The 17,723-nt window shown below is 67.0% G+C and carries 19 protein-coding genes and 1 riboswitch; of the genes, 7 read left to right on the top strand and 12 right to left on the bottom strand.

Features of this window, described 5'->3' with window-relative positions; all coding sequences use genetic code 11:
* Positions 1-27 precede the first annotated feature (27 nt).
* The 6 genes from ACO6D5_RS07470 (at position 28) to ACO6D5_RS07445 (ending at position 5,630) form a co-directional block, all read left to right on the top strand.
* Positions 28-1,026: a tripartite tricarboxylate transporter substrate-binding protein gene (locus ACO6D5_RS07470; RefSeq protein ID WP_315527430.1), complete on the top strand. Its 999-nt coding sequence runs from the start codon at positions 28-30 to the stop codon at positions 1,024-1,026.
* Positions 1,027-1,076: 50 nt separating this feature from the next.
* The gene (locus ACO6D5_RS07465; RefSeq protein ID WP_315527429.1) at positions 1,077-1,835 is read left to right on the top strand and encodes an IclR family transcriptional regulator domain-containing protein; all 759 of its coding nucleotides are present in this window, start codon (positions 1,077-1,079) and stop codon (positions 1,833-1,835) included.
* Positions 1,836-2,118: 283 nt separating this feature from the next.
* Positions 2,119-2,571 (top strand): MaoC family dehydratase, encoded by a 453-nt coding sequence (locus ACO6D5_RS07460; protein WP_485825034.1) that lies wholly within the window; start codon positions 2,119-2,121, stop codon positions 2,569-2,571.
* A 10-nt stretch (positions 2,572-2,581) separates the two neighbouring features.
* Entirely contained in the window at positions 2,582-3,451 is an 870-nt protein-coding gene (locus ACO6D5_RS07455) for an HpcH/HpaI aldolase/citrate lyase family protein (protein ID WP_485825033.1), read from the top strand.
* A gap of 2 nt (positions 3,452-3,453) precedes the next feature.
* Positions 3,454-4,614, top strand: a complete 1,161-nt coding sequence (locus ACO6D5_RS07450) for a CoA transferase (protein ID WP_315527426.1) — start codon at positions 3,454-3,456, stop codon at positions 4,612-4,614.
* Between the two features lie 29 nt (positions 4,615-4,643).
* On the top strand, positions 4,644-5,630 hold the full coding sequence (locus tag ACO6D5_RS07445; protein ID WP_315527424.1) for a tripartite tricarboxylate transporter substrate-binding protein: 987 nt from the start codon (positions 4,644-4,646) through the stop codon (positions 5,628-5,630).
* Positions 5,631-5,713: 83 nt separating this feature from the next.
* Here ACO6D5_RS07445 and metF read toward each other — a convergent pair whose 3' ends face one another.
* The 9 genes from metF to ACO6D5_RS07400 all read right to left on the bottom strand — a co-directional run bounded on the left by metF (position 5,714) and on the right by ACO6D5_RS07400 (position 14,217).
* Positions 5,714-6,556 carry a methylenetetrahydrofolate reductase [NAD(P)H] gene (gene metF, locus ACO6D5_RS07440; protein ID WP_485825032.1) on the bottom strand — a complete coding sequence of 281 codons (843 nt, stop codon included), beginning with the start codon at positions 6,554-6,556 and terminating at the stop codon, positions 5,714-5,716.
* A 1-nt stretch (position 6,557) separates the two neighbouring features.
* On the bottom strand, positions 6,558-6,893 hold the full coding sequence (locus ACO6D5_RS07435; RefSeq protein WP_006224804.1) for a phage holin family protein: 336 nt from the start codon (positions 6,891-6,893) through the stop codon (positions 6,558-6,560).
* Between the two features lie 121 nt (positions 6,894-7,014).
* Entirely contained in the window at positions 7,015-8,433 is a 1,419-nt protein-coding gene (ahcY, locus tag ACO6D5_RS07430) for an adenosylhomocysteinase (RefSeq protein WP_006224805.1), read from the bottom strand.
* A 102-nt stretch (positions 8,434-8,535) separates the two neighbouring features.
* Positions 8,536-8,685, bottom strand: a riboswitch (S-adenosyl-L-homocysteine riboswitch).
* Between the two features lie 64 nt (positions 8,686-8,749).
* On the bottom strand, positions 8,750-9,790 hold the full coding sequence (locus tag ACO6D5_RS07425) for a glycosyltransferase family 4 protein (protein ID WP_485825031.1): 1,041 nt from the start codon (positions 9,788-9,790) through the stop codon (positions 8,750-8,752).
* Positions 9,791-9,879: 89 nt separating this feature from the next.
* Positions 9,880-10,116, bottom strand: a complete 237-nt coding sequence (locus tag ACO6D5_RS07420; protein WP_006224807.1) for a DUF1289 domain-containing protein — start codon at positions 10,114-10,116, stop codon at positions 9,880-9,882.
* A 79-nt stretch (positions 10,117-10,195) separates the two neighbouring features.
* Positions 10,196-11,083: an alpha/beta fold hydrolase gene (locus ACO6D5_RS07415; protein ID WP_485825030.1), complete on the bottom strand. Its 888-nt coding sequence runs from the start codon at positions 11,081-11,083 to the stop codon at positions 10,196-10,198.
* 21 nt (positions 11,084-11,104) lie between these two features.
* Positions 11,105-11,761, bottom strand: coding sequence for a 3-isopropylmalate dehydratase small subunit (leuD, locus tag ACO6D5_RS07410; RefSeq protein WP_485825029.1), 657 nt, complete (start codon positions 11,759-11,761; stop codon positions 11,105-11,107).
* On the bottom strand, positions 11,758-13,179 hold the full coding sequence (leuC, locus tag ACO6D5_RS07405) for a 3-isopropylmalate dehydratase large subunit (RefSeq protein ID WP_485825028.1): 1,422 nt from the start codon (positions 13,177-13,179) through the stop codon (positions 11,758-11,760). Before leuC ends, leuD begins: the two co-directional genes overlap by 4 nt.
* 54 nt (positions 13,180-13,233) lie before the next feature.
* Entirely contained in the window at positions 13,234-14,217 is a 984-nt protein-coding gene (locus ACO6D5_RS07400; protein WP_315527406.1) for a tripartite tricarboxylate transporter substrate binding protein, read from the bottom strand.
* 140 nt (positions 14,218-14,357) lie between these two features.
* Here ACO6D5_RS07400 and ACO6D5_RS07395 point away from each other — a divergent pair, with 140 nt between their 5' ends.
* Positions 14,358-15,281, top strand: a complete 924-nt coding sequence (locus ACO6D5_RS07395) for a LysR family transcriptional regulator (RefSeq protein ID WP_006224812.1) — start codon at positions 14,358-14,360, stop codon at positions 15,279-15,281.
* A 12-nt stretch (positions 15,282-15,293) separates the two neighbouring features.
* Here the strand turns inward: ACO6D5_RS07395 and ACO6D5_RS07390 are convergent, their stop codons facing one another.
* The 3 genes from ACO6D5_RS07390 to ACO6D5_RS07380 are packed head-to-tail and all read right to left on the bottom strand — an operon-like array spanning position 15,294 to position 17,716.
* A complete protein-coding gene (locus ACO6D5_RS07390) occupies positions 15,294-15,935 on the bottom strand; it encodes a flavin reductase family protein (RefSeq protein ID WP_050446162.1) in 642 nt (213 codons plus the stop codon).
* Between the two features lies 1 nt (position 15,936).
* The gene (locus ACO6D5_RS07385) at positions 15,937-16,713 is read right to left on the bottom strand and encodes a GntR family transcriptional regulator (protein ID WP_485825027.1); all 777 of its coding nucleotides are present in this window, start codon (positions 16,711-16,713) and stop codon (positions 15,937-15,939) included.
* A 49-nt stretch (positions 16,714-16,762) separates the two neighbouring features.
* On the bottom strand, positions 16,763-17,716 hold the full coding sequence (locus ACO6D5_RS07380) for a polysaccharide deacetylase family protein (RefSeq protein ID WP_315527394.1): 954 nt from the start codon (positions 17,714-17,716) through the stop codon (positions 16,763-16,765).
* Between the last annotated feature and the right edge of the window lie 7 nt (positions 17,717-17,723).

The following is a 17,723-nucleotide window of genomic DNA, read 5'->3' as shown; positions in this document are numbered from 1 at the left end:
GCCCGAGAAAACCACAAGGAGCGAGACATGCCCCCAATTTTCGCGCGCGCGGCGACGCGTGCCGCTTGGCCGATGCTGGCCCTGTCCTGCCTTGCCTGGGGTTCCGCCAGCGCGCAGGGCGCGTATCCGAACCATCCCATTTCGCTGGTCGTGCCGTTTGCCGCGGGCGGCCCCACTGATGTGGTGGCGCGCAGCCTGGGCGCCTCCATGGCCAAGACGCTGGGCCAGAGCATCATCATCGAAAACCGCACCGGCGCGGGCGGCACCCTGGCCTCGCAGCACGTCGCGCGCGCGGCGCCCGACGGCTATACCTTCCTGATCCACCACAACGGCATGGCCACGGCGCCGGCGCTCTACCGCAAGCTGTCGTTCAATCCGCTGACGGACTTCGCCTACGTCGGCCAGGTGGCGGACGTGCCCATGACCCTGCTGGGCCGCAAGGACCTGCCGGCCGACGGCATGGCGGGCTTCATCAAATACGCGAAAGAGAACGGCAACAAGGTCAACCTGGCCAACGCGGGGCTGGGCGCGGTGTCGCAACTGTGCGGCATGCTGCTGCAGGAGTCGCTGGGCGTGCAGTTCACGACCGTGCCCTATGCCGGCACGGCCCCTGCGATGACGGCGCTGTTAGGCGGTCAGGTCGATGTGCTGTGCGACCAGACCACGCAGACCATCCCGCAGATCAAGGCGGAACGCGTGAAGCTCTACGGCGTGACGACGCTGGACCGCATCAAGGCGCTGCCGGATTCGCCGACCCTGCAGGAAGGCGGTTTGAAGGGCTTCGAGGTCAAGGTGTGGCACGGCGTCTATGCGCCCAAGGGCACGCCGCCCGAGGCCATCGCGAAGTTCAATGCGGCGCTGCGCACGGCGCTGAAAGACCCGGCCTTCTCGCAGAAGATGGCCGAACTGGGCGCCGAGATCGTGCCCGAATCCAAACAGACGCCGGAAGGCCTGCAGACCTGGCTGCAATCCGAAGTCGACAAGTGGGGCGGCATTATCCGCAAGGTGGGCGTGTACGCGGATTGAATGCGCGGCGGCAGTTGCCGTCGCCTGTTCATGAATATATATTCCCGTGCATGAGTACGAACGACGTAAAAAGCGCCAGGCGGGTACTGGACATTCTGCAGTTCTTCGCCAATACACGGGCCCCGGCCACTTTGTCGCAGATTTCGGCTGGGCTGGGCATCCCGAAATCCAGCTGCCTGGCCTTGCTGGACACGTTGGAGGGCGACGGCTACGCGCACCAGACTGCGGGACGCTACTACCTGACGCGGCGTTGGCTGAACGAAGCCCGGACCGTTGCAGAACATGACCAGCTGACCACGCGCATCCGCCCCACCCTGGAAGCGCTGCGCGACGAACTTGGTGAAACGCTGATCCTCGCGCAACGGTCCGCCGACCATGCCGTCTACCTGGACGTGGCCGAACCCGACCGCATCGTGCGATTCACGGCAAGGGTCGGCCAGCAGAAGCCGTTGCACGCGTCCGCCTCCGGACGCGCGCTGATGGGCGCCATGGCACCCACCGAACGGGAAGCGCTGGTCTCCCGCCTGACGCTGGACCGCTACACCGACCAGACGGTCACGACACGCAAGCAACTGCTCCAGCTGATCGAAGCCGAAACCAGCCGCGGCTGGCACGTGAATCTGGCGGAGCACCAGGCCGATACCTTGTCCGTCGCTGCGCCGCTGGTGCTGTACGGCACCGCGTTGGCGCTGGTCGTAGGCGCACCGCTGGATCGCTCGGCGTCCAAGGCCGACCTGATCGGCCGTACCCTGCTTGCGGCCAGCCGCGAGCTCGCGCAGCGCATCGACAGCCCGGCGCCAGCCAGGTAATCCTCGCCCGGCGCCAGGCGCCGGCGCCCCCACGGCCTCTCCAGCCGCCCTTTTCCTCCCCCCTTTTCCAGAACCGTCGGCCAACGCGCCGGCGATGCCGCGCCATGTCCGGCCAGCCAGCGGCGCGCGGCTACGGGTTTACGAGAAAGCAAAAGCCATTGCCTGCTGTCGTTCATACTTATAAACTTTTGTTCAAGAGTAAGAACGCAGATGGAATTTCGCCACCCGCGACTGCTCGGAAGTCGGGGCAGCATGCCCGACGCTCTCTGCTGAAGGAAGGAACATGGCTGGCCTCTTTTACGAACAGTTTTCGCCCGGGCAGGCGTTCGATCACGCCTGGACCCGCACCCTGACCGAGATGGACAACGTGTTGTTCAGTTCGTTGACGATGAACGTACAGCCGCTGCACCTGGACGCGCATTTCGCCGCGCAGACGGAGTTCGGCAAGCCGCTGGTCAACAGCTTGTTCACGCTCGGCCTGCTGATCGGCATGACGGTGAACGACACCACGCTGGGCACCACGGTGGCCAACCTGGGCATGACGGACGTGGCGTTCCCCAAGCCGGTTTTCGCGGGCGACACGCTGCACGTGCGCACCCGGGTGCTATCGATGCGCGAAAGCAAGTCCCGGCCGGATGCGGGCATCGTCGAACTTGAGCACACCGCGCTGAATCATCGCGACGAGGTGGTCGCCTTATGCAAGCTGTCTGCGCTGATGCGCAAGCGCCCGGCCTAGGATTTCCGCCATGACCCGTTCTCTGTTGTTCGTGCCTGGCGATTCCAGGCGCAAGTTCGACCACGCCGCCGCCAGCGCCGCGGACGCCCTGATCCTGGACCTGGAAGACTCGGTCGCGCCCGACCAGAAAGCGGCGGCGCGAACGCAGGTGCGGGCCATGCTGGAACACGGTGCGCCCGGCAAGCAGCTTTGGGTGCGGATCAACGCGCTCGACAGCGCAGACGCCCTCTCCGACCTGGCTTGCGTCATCCCCGCCGCCCCCTATGGCATCGTTCTGCCCAAGTGCGCGGGCCGCGCAGACCTTCAACGCCTATCAAACTACCTCGACGCATTCGAGGCGGCGGCCGTTGCCGCGGCGGCCGGTACTGCGGCGGGCAGCACCCGCATCCTGGCCATCGTCACCGAAACCGCTCAATCGCTGTTCGGACTGCATGACTACCGCGGCGCCACGCTCCGCCTCTGGGGGCTGTCGTGGGGCGGGGAAGACCTGGCCGCGGATGTCGGCGCGCTGCAGAACCGTGCCGCGGGCCGCTACACCGAACCGTTCCGTCTGGCGCGCTCCTTATGCTTGATGGCCGCTGCGGCCGCGGGCGTGCGCGCGGTCGACACCGTCTGCATCGAACTGGATGCGCCCGACGTGCTTGCCGCCGAGGCGGCTGAAGCGTTTCGCGACGGGTTCGTGGGCAAGATGGCGATCCATCCCCGGCACGTCGACGCCGTCAACGCGTCGCTGACGCCTGACGAGAGCCGGCAGCACTGGGCGCGCGCCGTCATCGCCGCGTTCGACGCCCATCCGGGCGCGGGCACCCTGCGGCTTGACGGCAAGATGATCGACCGGCCGCACCTGCGCCTGGCGCACCGCCTGTTGGGGGAGGACTGAGCATGCCCGGACCGTTGCACGGCATACGCGTCATCGACATGACCAGCGTCGGCATGGGGCCCATGGCCACCCAAATGCTGGGAGACATGGGCGCCGATGTAATCAAGGTGGAATCCGCGGAAGGCGACGTGTTCCGCCATGTGACGCCCCAGCGCCACGCCGCCATGAGCCACACCCACCTGAACTTGAACCGCAACAAGCGCAGCGCGGTGATCGATGCCAAGACCGCAGAGGGCCGCGCCCGGCTCGACGCGTTGATCGGCGGCGCCGACGTGTTCATCTCGAATATGCGCGCTCCCGCGATGCGCCGCCTGGGCCTGGATTACGCGACGCTGCAAGCCCGCTTTCCCGACCTGATCTATTGCGCTTGCTACGGCTATTCGGAACAAGGGCCCTATGCGGGACGCGCGGCCATCGACGACACCATCCAGGCCGCGTCCGGCATGGCCTGGCTGCAGGGCGGCGCGGGCGCGGAGGCCCCGCGCTACGTCAACTCCGTCGTGGCGGACAAAGTCGTGGCCTTGTATGTGGCCAACGCCGTGACCAGCGCGCTGCTCGCCCGCGAGCGCGGGGCTGGCGGACAGGCCGTCGAAGTGCCCATGTTCGAATGCATGGTGGCGTTCCTGGCGCCGGAACACCTCGCCGGACTGACCTTCGTGCCGCCCGAAGGGCCTGCGGGCTATGCGCGCCTGCTCAACGAGTACCGCCGCCCGTTTCGCACGCGTGACGGCTACATGAGCGTGGTGCCCTACACCACCGCGCAGTGGCAGCGTTTCTTCGCGCTGGCAGGAAATCCGGAGATGGCGCAGGACCCGCGCTACCTGACCCTGAACAGCCGCAGCCGGCATTTCCCCGAGCTGTACCGCTACATCGAAACCGTTCTGGGCGAACGCACGACGGCGCAATGGACCGAGTTGCTGGCAACGGCCGACATCCCGTTTGCGCCGGTCAATGGTTTCGAGGAACTGCTGGCCGATCCTCATCTGCGCGCCGTCGGCTTCTGGCACGAATCGGAGCACCCCACGGAAGGACGCCTGATCCAGGCGGGCCTGCCCGTCAGGTTCAGCCGCACGCCAGGCGATATCCGGCGCCATCCGCCGGGGCTGGGTGAACACACGGCCGAAATCCTGGCGGAAGCGGACAGGGCCGCCAAGACGCCCTGACGCCACGTCCCATGCACGAGGAGACAAACATGAAAAGACTCACCCTATCTGTCCTGATCACGGCTGCGCTGTGCCTGCCGCCGGCGGCAGGCGCAGCGAACCGGGCAGCCCCGACCTACCCGCAAGCGGACAAGCCCATCCATTTCGTGGTCGGCTTTCCCGCGGGCAGCACCATCGACAATGTCTCGCGCCTGGTGCTGGACGACATCCGCGCCCGCAGCGGCGCGCAGATCATCGTTGAGAACAAGCCGGGCGCGCTGGGGGTGCTGGGTGTCGACACGGTGGCGCGGGCCGCGCCCGACGGCTACACCATGATGCCGAGCTCAAGCGCTACCAGCTCGTCCGGGCCCTATCTTTCCAAGGCGTTCCAGCGCTATGACGCCATCAAGGATTTCACCCAGGTTGGACGAGTTGTCCGATTCGATGTGGTGATCGTGACGCGCGCCGCCGGCAAACATGTAGACGCCCGGCAACTGGTGGCGGCGGCAAAGGAAAAGCCGAACGCCGTGACCAGCGGCTACGGCTCCGGCACGGGCCAAGTCGTGGCGGCCGCCTTCAGCCGCGCGGCGGGCGCTGAAGTACTGGGCGTACCCTACAAGGGCCAACCGGCCGCGGTGACCGACCTGCTGGGCGGGCGGATCGATTTCGTTGCCGCCGATCTGGGCGCCGTGCTGCCGCAAATCCGCGCGCAGAACCTCAATGCGGTGGCGCTGGTGTCCCGTAAACGGTCGACCATCCTGCCCGCGGTGCCCACGGCGCAGGAACTGGGCATGGGAAGCCTGGACCTGACTGGCTGGATCGGCGTGGCTGGCCCGGCCGGCCTTGCGCCTGAGGCGGCGCGCTGGTGGTCCGAGCAATTGACTGCGACGATGGGCAATCCCGCGGTCCAGGAGCGGTTGCGCGCCCTGGGCATGGAGCCTGACCTGGCGGTGGGCGACGCGCTGCAGCAATTCGTGCAGTCTCAGTATGACGCCTGGGGCCAGCAGATCCGGCAAGCCGGCATTCAACCCGAATAGCCAGGCTGTCGCCGGCAAGAAAAAGCCCACCCCGCAAGGGTGGGCTTGGCTGCAACGGCAAGGCGGGCGCGGCTACGCCGCGCTTACAGCGCCAGTTCCTTCCACACCGCCAGCGGGGCTTCCGCGTGGTTCAAGGTGTAGAAATGCAGGCCCGGCGCCCCGTTGTCCAGCAGCGTCTGGCACAGCTCGGTGACGACATCCACGCCGAAGGCGCGAATCGAAGCTTTGTCGTCGCCGAACTCCGCCAGGCGCAGGCGGATCCAGCGCGGCACTTCGGCGCCGCACATCTCGGAAAAGCGCAGCAGCTGCGTATGGTTCGTGATGGGCATGATGCCCGGCACGATCGGTACGCGCACGCCCTTGGCCTGGGCCCGGTCGACGAAGTCGAAGTAGGAATCGGCGTTGAAGAAATACTGCGTGATGGCCGCGTCGGCGCCGGCGTTCACCTTGGCCACGAAATGGTCCAGGTCGGCGGACGGGTTGGACGCCTGCGGATGCATTTCGGGATAGGCCGCCACTTCGATGTGGAACCAGTCGCCGGTTTCCTCGCGGATGAACGAAACCAGCTCGTTGGCGTAACGCAGTTCGCCCGCATCGCCGCCCATGCCCGAGGGCAGGTCGCCGCGCAAGGCGACCACGCGCCGCACGCCCTCGTTCTTGTACGTCTGGAGAATGTCCCGCAGATCCTGGCGCGTGGCGCCCACGCACGACAAGTGGGGCGCCGCGTCACAACCCAGGTTGCGCAGCGTGCGCACGGCATCTGCCGTGCCGGCGCGCGTGGAACCGCCCGCGCCGAAGGTCACGCTGACGTACTTGGGCTGGATGGCCAGCATCTGCTTGGCCGCGCGGACCAGCCGTTCCTGACCGGCCAGATCGCGCGGCGGAAAGAATTCCAGACTGAAGGCGGGAGACATCGAATCAGACATATCAGGGGATCAGTTTCGTAAGCAAGCCGGAGATGATGCTGTACAGAATCGCACCGCCCACGGCCCACCAGAACCCGTTGACCTGGAAACCCTTCAGCACGGAGCCGACGAACCAGAACAACAGGGCGTTGATGACGATGAGAAAGAGCCCGAGGGTGACGATCGTGATGGGCAGCGTCAGCAGCACAAGCACCGGTTTGACCAGCATGTTCACCAGGCCCAGCACCAGCGCGGCGATGAGCGCCGATCCGAAGCTGGCCACGGCGATGCCGGGCAACAGGTAGGCAACAGCCAGCAGGGCCACTGCGTTCAGGATCCAGACGAGTATCAAAGTCACCATGTTCGTTCTCCTGTATTAACGCTCCGCGGCCCCTTGATCGCCAGGCGACGCCGGGGAACCCGCGGTTCGGAAAGCCCGCGCCAACATGGCGCGGCACCTTCCTATTTTGCTACATGCATCAATAGCGGTAGTGGTTGGGCTTGAAGGGGCCTTCCACCGGCACGTTGATGTAGTCGGCCTGATCCTGGCGCAGGGTCGTCAGCTTCACGCCCAGCTTCTTCAGGTGCAGGCGGGCGACCTTCTCGTCCAGGTGCTTGGGCAGCACGTAGACTTCGCCGGACTTGTAGGCTTCGTTGCGCGTGAACAGCTCGATCTGGGCGATGGTCTGGTTGGCGAACGACGACGACATCACGAACGACGGGTGGCCGGTGGCGCAACCCAGGTTCACCAGGCGGCCTTGGGCCAGCAGGATGATGCGCTTGCCGTCCGGGAAGATCACGTGGTCGACTTGCGGCTTGATCTCTTCCCACTGGCAATCGGCCAGGCCGGCGACGTCGATTTCGTTGTCGAAGTGGCCGATGTTGCAGACGATCGCCTGGTCCTTCATGGCGTTCATGTGCTCACGCGTGATGACGTGGTAGTTGCCGGTGGCGGTGACGAAGATGTCGCCGTGGGCAGCGGCTTCTTCCATCGTCACGACCTTGAAGCCTTCCATCGCGGCCTGCAGGGCGCAGATCGGGTCGACTTCGGTGACCCAGACTTGCGCGCGCAGCGCGACCAGCGCCTGGGCGCAGCCCTTGCCCACGTCGCCGTAACCGGCCACGACGGCGATCTTGCCGGCGACCATGACGTCGGTGGCGCGCTTGATGCCGTCGACCAGCGATTCGCGGCAGCCGTACAGGTTGTCGAACTTGGACTTGGTGACCGAGTCGTTGACGTTGATGGCGGCAAAGGCGAGCTCGCCCTTTTGCGACATCTGGTACAGGCGGTGCACGCCGGTCGTGGTTTCTTCCGTCACGCCTTTGATCAGCGCCAGGCGGGTCGAATACCACTTGGGATCACGCTTCAAGGTTTCCTTGATGGCGGCGAACAGGATGCGCTCTTCGTCGCTGCCCGGGTTGGCCAGCACGGAGAGGTCCTTCTCGGCCTTGGTGCCCAGGTGCAGCATCAACGTGGCGTCGCCGCCGTCGTCGAGGATCATGTTGGCGTTCTGGCCATTGGGCCATTCAAAGATCTTGTGCGTGTACTGCCAGTACTCTTCCAGCGTTTCGCCCTTGACGGCGAAGACCGGCGTGCCCGACGCGGCGATCGCGGCGGCGGCGTGGTCTTGCGTGGAGAAGATGTTGCACGAGGCCCAGCGCACTTCGGCGCCCAGCGCCACCAGCGTTTCGATCAGCACGCCGGTCTGGATGGTCATGTGCAGGCTGCCGGCGATGCGCGCGCCCTTCAACGGCTGCGCAGCGGCGAATTCCTCGCGGATGGCCATCAGGCCGGGCATTTCGGTTTCGGCGATCGCCAGTTCGCGACGGCCCCAGCCTGCCAGCGACAGGTCGGCAACCAGGTAATCGGAGAAGGATTTATCAGTCACAGCGTTCATGGTGTGTGTAGGCTCCACGTGAATATCGAACGGCGCACGATATGGCCGGACAACGCGAATACACCACGACAGTCGAGTGCTCGCCTTTCCCGCCATATGCGACAAAGGTGAGCGCCGTTGCTGTAGCGACGCGCAGGGCGCGGCGCTTGAACAAGGATTCCTGAGCCTGGCGAGCCGGGTTCCGCGTGGCGTGGTTGTGATGGATCACAGCACGGCGGGAACCGCAGGGTCGTCGCAACGCTCCTCAGGATTGCGAAGGATTGTACCGGTTTGGGGTGCGCTGCGGAAACCCGTCCCCCAAAAATCCCCCCAAGCCTCACCCCGCGCGGGCCAGCGACGGCCGTGACGACGCGCCCGCGACGAGCGGCACCAGGGAATCCAGCAGGTCCGACGCCACCGAATCCCAGCTGCGGGTGAGCGCGTGCGCCCGCACCGCGTGGCGGTCCAGCGGCAGCGCGGCGCGGCAGGCGTGCCCCAGGTCGTCGTCCAGGCAGCCGGTAACGCCCTGGGTCACGACCGCCAGCGGCGCTTCGCTGCGGAACGCCGCCACGGGGGTGCCGCAGGCCATCGCCTCCAGCATCACCAGGCCGAAGGTGTCGGTCAGGCTGGGGAACACGAAGACGTCGGCGGCGGCGTAGAACCCCGGCAGCGCGTCGTCCTGCTGCATTCCCAGGAACACCGCGCCCGGGAATTTCTTTTTCAGCCGCGCCTCGTCCGGGCCTGCGCCCACCACCACCTTGCTGCCCGCAAGCTCAAGCGAGAGGAAGGCGTCCAGGTTCTTTTCCCGCGCGACGCGGCCCACGCTCAGGTAGACCGGCCGCGGCAGGTGCGCGAACGCCGCGCTGTCGGCGGGCTGGAATTTGCGGGGATCCACGCCGCGCGACCAGACCCGCAGGTTCGCCAGGCCGCGCCGCACCAGGATGTCGCGCACCGTCGGGGTCGGCACCAGCACGCATTGCGAGGGCCGGTGGAACCAGCGCAGATAGCGCCACGGCAGGGCCGCGGGAATGCCCATGCGCGCCTGCAGGTAGTCGGGGAACATTGTGTGGAACGAGGTGGTGAATTGCCAGCCGCGGGCCAGCGCCATCCGGCGCGCGGCCAGGCCCAGGGGGCCTTCGGTAGCGATGTGCAGCGCGTCGGGAATGGTGTCGCCCAGAATGCGCCGCAACTGGCGCCCCGGCTGCAGGCATAGCCGCAGGTCCGGCTCGGACGGGGCCGGAATGGTCCGGCTGCCCTGCGGGTTCACCACGATCAGCTCGTGGCCCCATTCACTCAGGATCTGCTGCATGGTCGTCCAGGTGCGGACGACGCCGTTGACTTGCGGATGCCAGGCATCCGTAACCAGGACGATGCGCATGATAGGGCCGGAAGTGGGCGATAACGCGATTTAGCCCGTGCGATATGACATGCCCAAGACGGCCGGAAGATCCGCGCCGCCGCCCGTGCTCAGTTGTTGCGCCGGGGATACCCTTGCGCCTTGATGCGGATCCAGACTTCGCGCTTTTCCTCTTCCGTCATGAATACCCAATTGGCGACTTCCATGGCCGTGCGGCCGCAACCGCGGCAGATATCGTCGAACAGGGTCGAGCACACGGCCACGCAGGGGGAGTCGGTCGCCTTGAAGACACGTTGCGCGTCTTCAGGCTCGGGCAATTCGGAAAGATCGGCGAAGTAACGATTCATGGGGCGAAGGTTACCACCAGGGGTATGTCCCTTTTTGGATAGCCCTATCGCCCGCCGTGGCTTGATTGACAGCGGCCGGCTACCGCCATCCGAAGAACGCGCCGGCCTCAGCCAGCAGCGCATCAGGCGTCTCTTCGGCCAGATAATGCGCCCCGGGCAGCGGTGCGCCCGAGACCTCGTCGGCCACGGCGCGCCACAGCGCCAGCACGTCGAAATTCTTGCCCACCGCGCCGCGCTCTCCCCACAGCGCCCGCACCGGCATGCGCAGGCGCTCGCCGGCGGCGCGGCCCGCGCGGTCGTGGTCCAGGTCCAGCGTGGCCGACGCGCGGTAGTCCTCGCAGATGCCGGTGGCCCAACCCGGCTGCCGGGCCGCGCGTTCGTATTCCGCCATGGCTTGGTCGGAAAAATGCGCCAGGCCGCCTGGCCGGCCGCCCATCACCGAGCGCAGATAGAACACCGGATCGTGCCCGATCATGGTTTCGGGGCCGGGCGCCGGCTGGATCAGCCAGAACCAGTGGTAGTACGCCTGGGCGAACGCCCGCGTCGTGCCGTCGTACATGTCCAGCGTGGGCGCGATGTCCAGCAGCATCATCCGCGACACGGCATCGGCATGGTCCAGCGCCAGCCGATGCGCAACGCGAGCGCCGCGGTCGTGCGCCAGCACGTCGAAGCGGTCGTGGCCCAGCGCGCGCATCACCGCGATCATGTCGGCTGCCATCTGGCGCTTGGAGTGGGCGGAATGGTCTGCCGTGGCAGCAGGCTTGCCGCTGTCGCCGTAGCCGCGCAGGTCCGCCGCCACGCAGGTGCGGTGCCGCGTCAGCTCGGGCCACACGCGGTGCCAGATGGCATGCGTCTGCGGATGGCCGTGCAGCAGCAGCAGCGGCGGCCCCGACCCGTCGATGCGCGCGGCGATTTCAATGCCATCGCCCTGGATGCGGCGCACGGGCAAGTCGAAGAATGCGGTCATGGGTACTGCCTCCTGTTGCGATTATTCGTGCCCGGCGTCCAGGCGTTCGCGCACCGTGCGCGCCACGTCCTTCATCCAGGGATGGCGCGCCCAGTGGGCGGCCTCGAAACGTTCCACCTCGGGCAACTGGGCCAGCGACGCGCCCACCATGTCCTGGCCTTGCGCGAACATGTGGCGATGCCGTTCGGGCAAGGTGAAGTCCGCCGTCCAGCCGTCGGCGGCGCGGACCTGGCCCGCCATCACATCGACCGCCACGCGATTGGCGCCAGCCTCATGCGTATTGGACACCCGCGCGAGCAAGGCGTCGACCTCGGCTGGCGGCAGGCTGACCAGCAGCAGGCCGTTGTTCACCGCATTGAAGTAGAAGATCTCGCCAAAGCTCGGCGCGATGACGGCGCGGATGCCGAATTGCTGCAAACCCCACACCGCGTGTTCACGGCTGGACCCGCAACCAAAGTTCGGTCCGGCGACCAGCACGGACGCGCCGGCGTAGGCGTCCTGGTTCAGCACGAAGCCCGCGCGCGGCGTGCCATGCTCATCAAAGCGCAGGTCATACAACAGGCCGCGGTCCAACCCCGCCTTGTCGATGATGCGCAGGAACTGCTTGGGCATGATCTGGTCGGTGTCCAGGTTGGAGAACGGCAGCGGCGCGGCGATGCCTTCGATCAACGGATTCATTTGGCTTGCTCCCAGTCGCGGGCGTCGACGATGCGGCCAGCCAGCGCAGCGGCCGCCGCCATGGCCGGGCTCATCAGGTGCGTGCGCCCTGCCCGCCCCTGGCGCCCTTCGAAATTCCGGTTGGTGGTGGAGGCGCAGCGCTCGCCGGGGCGCAGCACGTCGTCGTTCATGGCCAGGCACATCGAACAGCCCGGCTGGCGCCACTCGAAACCGGCGTCGATCAACTGCGCGGCAAGCCCTTCGGCTTCGGCCTGCGCGCGCACGGCGCCCGAACCTGGCACGACCATCGCGCGCACGCCTGCGGCGACCTTGCGGCCACGCACCATCGCGGCAACCACGCGCAAGTCTTCGATACGGCCGTTGGTGCACGAGCCGATGAACACGCGGTCGATCGGCACGCCGGCAATCGGCATGCCCGGCGCCAGTCCGATGTAGTCCATGGCTTTTTCCAGCGCCAGCCGGGCCAGCGCGTCGGGCTCCGCCTGCGGATCCGGTACGCGGCCGGTGACCGGCATGGCCTGGTCGGGGCTGGTGCCCCAGGTGACGAACGGCGCGATGTCGGCGGCGTCGAACGCGTGCTCCACGTGGAAGACCGCGCCGTCGTCGGTGCGCAGCGTGGACCAGTAGGCGCGCGCGGCGGCCAGCGTTTCGCCCCGCAGCTGCGGCGCGTGTGTGGTGACGTAGGCATCGGTCGTGCCGTCCGGAGCGATCAGCGCGGCACGCGCGCCGGCCTCGACCGTCATGTTGCACAAGGTCATGCGGGCCTCGGCCGACAAGGCGTCGATCGCCGTGCCGCAGAACTCCACCGCGTGGCCGCGCGCGCCTTGGGCGCCGATGCGGTGCACCACGTAAATGACCAGGTCCTTGGCCGACACGCCCGCGCCCAGCACGCCATCGACACGGATGCGCATGTTGCGCGCGACGCGGTAGACCAGCGTCTGCGTGGCCAGGATGTGTTCGACTTCCGACGTCCCGATGCCGAAGCCCAGGGCGCCCAAGGCGCCGTAGGTGGTGGTGTGGCTGTCGCCGCACAGCACCACCATGCCGGGCAGGATCATGCCGTGCTCAGGCGCGATCACGTGCTCGATGCCCTGCAAGGGGTCGGTGGTGTCGAAGAGCGCGATGTGCTGTTCGTCGCAATTGCGCTTCAGGTTCAGGGCCTGGCGCGAAGACGCGTCGTCGGGGATCACGCGCAACGCCGCCGGCACCGGATGCGTAGGGATGATGTGGTCCACCACCGCCATCTGCTGGCCGGGGCGCAGCACGTCCCTGCCGCGCGCGGCCAGGCCGCTGAAGGCTTGCGGGCTGGTGTATTCGTTCATGATGTGCAGATCGACGTACAGCAGGATGTGCTCGTCGTCGATGCGGGCCACTTCATGGCTGGCCACCAGTTTGTCGTACAGCGTCATGCCGGGCATGTCTTTCGTCCTTGATTGCGGCGCCCGCGGCGGACCGCGGGCGCGTCTTGCGGTCTAGTTGGCCTGGATGCCGGCGTCCTTCACGATGTCCGCCCAGCGCGTCATCTCGGCGGCCACCATGTCGTCCGTCTTGGCCGGCGAGGAGATCAGGGGATCGAACCCTTCCTTTTGCATGCGCTCTTTCAGCGCGGGCGACTGCAGCGCTTCGGCCAGTTTGGCGTTCAGGGTGTCGATCACCGGCTGCGGCGTGCCGGCGGGCGCGCTGACGACGAACCAGGTGTTGAATTCGTAGCCGGGCAGGCCGGACTCCGCGATGGTGGGCACGTCGGGCAACAGCGGCGAACGCGTGTTGCCGGTCACGCCCAGCGCGCGGAGCTTCTTGCCGTCGACCTGCGGCTTGGCCGCGGACAGCACCGGAAAACTCATCTGCACCTGGCCGCTGATGGTGTCCACCATGGCCGGACCGCCGCCCTTGTAGGGCACATGCAGGATCTGCGTCTTCGATACGGACTTGAACAGTTCGGCGGCCATGTGGAACGTGCTGCCGGTACCGGCCGAGCCGAAACTCAGGTCGTTGGCGGGCCGCGCACGCACATAGGCCAGCAGCTCGCTCACGCTGGCGACCGGCAAGGTGTTGGTGACGGTCAACACGTGCTGGGACGTGCCCACCGTGCCCACGGACCGCAGGTCCTGCTTCGTGTCGAACGGCATGTCCTTGAACAGCGCGGGATTGATGGCCAGCGACATGGTGTTGATCGCCAGCGTGTAGCCGTTGGGCTGGGCGCGCGCCACAGCCGCCATGCCGATGTTGCCGGACGCGCCGGCCCGGTTCTCGACGATCACGCTCTGACCCAGCGCGCGGCCCCAGGCGTCCGAGATGAGCCGCGCGGCGATGTCCACGCTGCCGCCGGGCGCGAAGGGCACGACAAGCGTCACCGCGCGTTCGGGGAACGCGTTGGCGGCCACGGCCGGAAAGGTCCAACAGGATGCGGCGGCAAGGGCCGCGCACACCGCGCCAGCCACGGGTTTGATCTTCATTCCTGGTCTCCTCGGTTGGCCGCGGCAGTGCGGCTCTATATCGGTAAGAGCAGTGTATAAGCCGGTTTAATTCTTATAATTACTGATCAAACTAAATCTTTATTAAATTAAATTTATAAATAGCGTTTAAAGGACTGGCCATGGACGCTCTTTCCGATCTCGCCTTCTTTTCGCTGGTGGTCAAGCACGGCAACCTGTCGGCCACCGCGCGCGAACTGGGCCTGACGCCGCCCGCCATCAGCGCCCGGCTGGCCCGGCTGGAGCAGCGGCTGGGCGTCCGGCTGCTGAACCGCACCACGCGCCGGGTCAGCGTCACGCAAGAGGGCGAACTCTATCTGGCGGAAGGCGGCCGCATCCTGGCCGACCTCGAAGCGCTGGAGCGGTCGGTCTCAAGCGCCCGTGCACAGCCCCAGGGGCTGCTGCGGCTGAACGCCACGTTCGGTTTCGGGCGCGCCCACATCGTGCCGGCCGTGTCGGACTTCGCGCGCCAGTATCCCGACGTGGAAGTGTTGATGCGGCTGACGGACCGGCCGTTGAACCTGATCGAGGAAGGCTTCGACGTGGCGGTGCGTTTCGGCGACCTGCCCGACGCCCGGCTGACCGCGCGCAAGATCGCCTCCAACCGCCGGCTGCTCTGCGCCTCGCCGCGTTACCTGGACACTTATGGCGAACCGCGCACGCCGGGCGATCTGCAACGCCACCGCTGCATCGTGGTGCGCGAGAACGACGTGGCCTACGGCACGTGGCGGCTGGAATCCGGCCAGCGCGCCGAAACCGTGAAGGTGCGCGGACCGGTCAGCTCGAATGACGGCCAGAGCGCGCTGGAATGGGCGCTGGACGGCCACGGCATCGTGATGCGGTCCGAATGGGAGACCGCCGCCTATCTGCGCGCCGGCCGGCTGCGCGAGGTGCTGACGGATTGGCGCACACCGCCCGCCGACATCCATGCGCTGTATCCCGAACGCCTGAACCTGCCGGCCAAGACCGTCGCGTTCGTGGAGTTCCTGTCACAACGGTTCGCCCGGCATCTGCGGACGCCGGGGGGGCACGACGCCGTGTGGTGAAGGCGGGCCGGCTCAGATTTCGTCGATGGCCGTGCTGGCCGCCGTGCCTGCCGGCGCGTCGCCCGCGCCGATCGCGTAGCGGTCCCGCGTGGTGACGTAGAAACTGGCGCCAAAGCGGCCCACCGGAAAGTAGTCCTGCAGGCGCACGCGCCAGGTCTCCGTGTCGATCAGGCCATCGCGCGCGTGCAGCCAGCGCACCTGCCCGATGAAGATCTGCCGGCTGGCGGTTTCCATCGTCTCGTACAGCGTGCATTCGAACGCCACGGGCGCCTGCACGATGCGAGGCGGCTTGACGTGGTGGCTGGGCGCGGCGTCCAGGCCCGCGTGGGCCAGCTCGCTGACATCCGCGGGCAGGCGGTCGCCGCAGCGGTGCATCTTTTCGGCCATCGCCTCGTCGGTCAGGTGCACCACGAATTCCTTGTCGCGGGCGATGTTGCGCGCCGTGTCCTTCAAGCCGCCGTCTTCCAGGCGGTTGATGCTGACCATGACGATGGGCGGGTCCTCGCCCAGCATGTTGAACATGCTGAAAGGCGCCGCGTTGACCACGCCGGTCTCGGACAAGGTGGTGATCAGCGCGATCGGCCGGGGCACGATCAGACTGGCCATCAGCTTGTAGCGCTGGTATTCGGTGATTGCGTCGAAATCGATTTCCATGTCAGGCCAGTCCCAGCATCTGGGCAAGGGTTTGTGCGGGCTGCGGGCGCTCCAGGCTGATGCGCCGCTCCAAATCCGCAAGGTGGTTGTCATTGATCTTCACGGCCTCGGCCACGTCGCCGCGTTCCATCAGGTCGACGATCAACACGTGCTCGCCGTGTTCGCAGGCGGCGTTGCCGGGCGGTTCGTACAGCGCCACGATGAGCGAGCATCGCGACACCAGTTCCGCCAGGTACCCGTGCAGGATGGCGTTGCCGGACAGCTCGCCCAACCGCACATGAAAGGCGCTGGCCTGGCGCGCCCATGCGGGCTGGCCTGCCCGGTGCAGCAAGGCGTGTTCGTCACGCAGCTGCTTGCGCAGCGACGCGTAGTCGGCCTTGGTGGCGCGGGCCACGGCCAAGGGCAGCAATGCCGCTTCCAGCGCGCGGCGCGCCTGGAATATCTGGCGCGTGTCTTCGGGCGTCGGTTCGGCCACCACCGCGCCGCGGTTGTGATGCAGGTCCACCACGTGTTCGTGCGCCAGCCGCTGCAAGGCCTTGCGCGCCACCGACCGCGAAACGCCGAACAGCTCGCAGATCGCGGCCTCGGGCAGCTTGGTGCCCGGCGTCAGCCGCTGGCTCATCACGCTTTCATACACCGCTTCGCAGATGCGGCGCTCCATGTCGCTATCCGGCGCCGCGTCGGCGTTGCCGGCGGCGTCCGGAGCAGCAGGCTCGACGGCGATCTGGCGGCGGGCGGCGGGCTTGGCGCGGGGTATGGCGGGAGAACGGGTAGGCATTGCGGGACTCGGATGGGCAGACGGAAGAAGGAATCGGAACGTCGGACGCTCAGCGCGCGCCGGCCGGCAGGCTGTCCACGTGGCGGCAGATCTCGCCCGGCGTGGTGAACCAGATCTCGCCCCGGTCGCGCGCCGCGGCCAGCGGCGCCAGCGCCCGGCGCAGGTGCCGCAGCCGGTACGGCTGCCCCACGATATACGGATGCAGCGCGATGCCCATCACCAGCGGCTGGCTTGCGGCCTGCGCGCGCATTTCCTCGAACTGGTCAAGAATCATATCGGCAAAATCTCGCGCATCCATCTTGCGGCCCATGATCATCGGGATGTCGTTGAGCTCCTGCGGATACGGAATGGCCCACAGATCGCCCGCGCGGGTGCGCATGCGCATGGGCTGATCGTCATGGCACCAGTTCAGCGTATAGCGGTAGCCTGCCTCGGCCAGCAGGTCGGGCGTGGCGCGGCTTTCCGAAATCCACGGCGACAGCCAGCCCGCAGGCGCCTGGCCCGCGTGCAGGCGGATGCGGTCGCGGCAGTGCGCCAGCAGCGCGCTTTCTTCGGCCTCTGGCAGACCGCCCTGCCGGTGCGCATTGCTGTAGCCATGCCCGATCAGTTCGTCGCCTCGCGCCAGGAAGGCATCGACCAGCTCCGGGCAATGTTCATACAGCGCGGTATTGAGCAACACGCCGGCAGGCAGACGCAATTCGTCGAACAGATCCAGGCAGCGCCACGCGCCCACCCGGTTGCCGTATTCGCGCCACGCGTAGTTCAGCACGTCGGGATGGGGCGAAGCCGGTCCCAATTCCGCGCCCAGCCCTTCCCCGAAGGCGAAATGTTCGATGTTGAAGCCCAGGTACACGGCCAAGCGCGCCCCGTTTGGCCAGGCGTAGTCTGCCCGCCCGGTAATCGGCTGGTAGGCGAAGCGGCCATGGCAGGCCAGCGGCGCAGGCGTCCACACGGACGCGTCGGCGCGCCCCGGATTAGTGCTTGAAAGCAAGGTTGGATTCATTTTGGTG

The sequence above is a fragment of the Achromobacter sp. genome, from assembly GCF_057314935.1.
This window is presented reverse-complemented; position numbering and strand designations above follow the sequence as displayed.

Bases quoted from the DNA above. Each gene is read 5' to 3' on its own strand.
- ACO6D5_RS07470 (WP_315527430.1), top strand. From the start codon at position 28: ATGCCCCCAATTTTCGCGCGCGCGGCGACGCGTGCCGCTTGGCCGATG.
- ACO6D5_RS07465 (WP_315527429.1), top strand. From the start codon at position 1,077: ATGAGTACGAACGACGTAAAAAGCGCCAGGCGGGTACTGGACATTCTG.
- ACO6D5_RS07460 (WP_485825034.1), top strand. From the start codon at position 2,119: ATGGCTGGCCTCTTTTACGAACAGTTTTCGCCCGGGCAGGCGTTCGAT.
- ACO6D5_RS07455 (WP_485825033.1), top strand. From the start codon at position 2,582: ATGACCCGTTCTCTGTTGTTCGTGCCTGGCGATTCCAGGCGCAAGTTC.
- ACO6D5_RS07450 (WP_315527426.1), top strand. From the start codon at position 3,454: ATGCCCGGACCGTTGCACGGCATACGCGTCATCGACATGACCAGCGTC.
- ACO6D5_RS07445 (WP_315527424.1), top strand. From the start codon at position 4,644: ATGAAAAGACTCACCCTATCTGTCCTGATCACGGCTGCGCTGTGCCTG.
- metF (WP_485825032.1), bottom strand. From the start codon at position 6,556: ATGTCTGATTCGATGTCTCCCGCCTTCAGTCTGGAATTCTTTCCGCCG.
- ahcY (WP_006224805.1), bottom strand. From the start codon at position 8,433: ATGAACGCTGTGACTGATAAATCCTTCTCCGATTACCTGGTTGCCGAC.
- ACO6D5_RS07425 (WP_485825031.1), bottom strand. From the start codon at position 9,790: ATGCGCATCGTCCTGGTTACGGATGCCTGGCATCCGCAAGTCAACGGC.
- ACO6D5_RS07420 (WP_006224807.1), bottom strand. From the start codon at position 10,116: ATGAATCGTTACTTCGCCGATCTTTCCGAATTGCCCGAGCCTGAAGAC.
- ACO6D5_RS07415 (WP_485825030.1), bottom strand. From the start codon at position 11,083: ATGACCGCATTCTTCGACTTGCCCGTGCGCCGCATCCAGGGCGATGGC.
- leuD (WP_485825029.1), bottom strand. From the start codon at position 11,761: ATGAATCCGTTGATCGAAGGCATCGCCGCGCCGCTGCCGTTCTCCAAC.
- leuC (WP_485825028.1), bottom strand. From the start codon at position 13,179: ATGCCCGGCATGACGCTGTACGACAAACTGGTGGCCAGCCATGAAGTG.
- ACO6D5_RS07400 (WP_315527406.1), bottom strand. From the start codon at position 14,217: ATGAAGATCAAACCCGTGGCTGGCGCGGTGTGCGCGGCCCTTGCCGCC.
- ACO6D5_RS07395 (WP_006224812.1), top strand. From the start codon at position 14,358: ATGGACGCTCTTTCCGATCTCGCCTTCTTTTCGCTGGTGGTCAAGCAC.
- ACO6D5_RS07390 (WP_050446162.1), bottom strand. From the start codon at position 15,935: ATGGAAATCGATTTCGACGCAATCACCGAATACCAGCGCTACAAGCTG.
- ACO6D5_RS07385 (WP_485825027.1), bottom strand. From the start codon at position 16,713: ATGCCTACCCGTTCTCCCGCCATACCCCGCGCCAAGCCCGCCGCCCGC.
- ACO6D5_RS07380 (WP_315527394.1), bottom strand. From the start codon at position 17,716: ATGAATCCAACCTTGCTTTCAAGCACTAATCCGGGGCGCGCCGACGCG.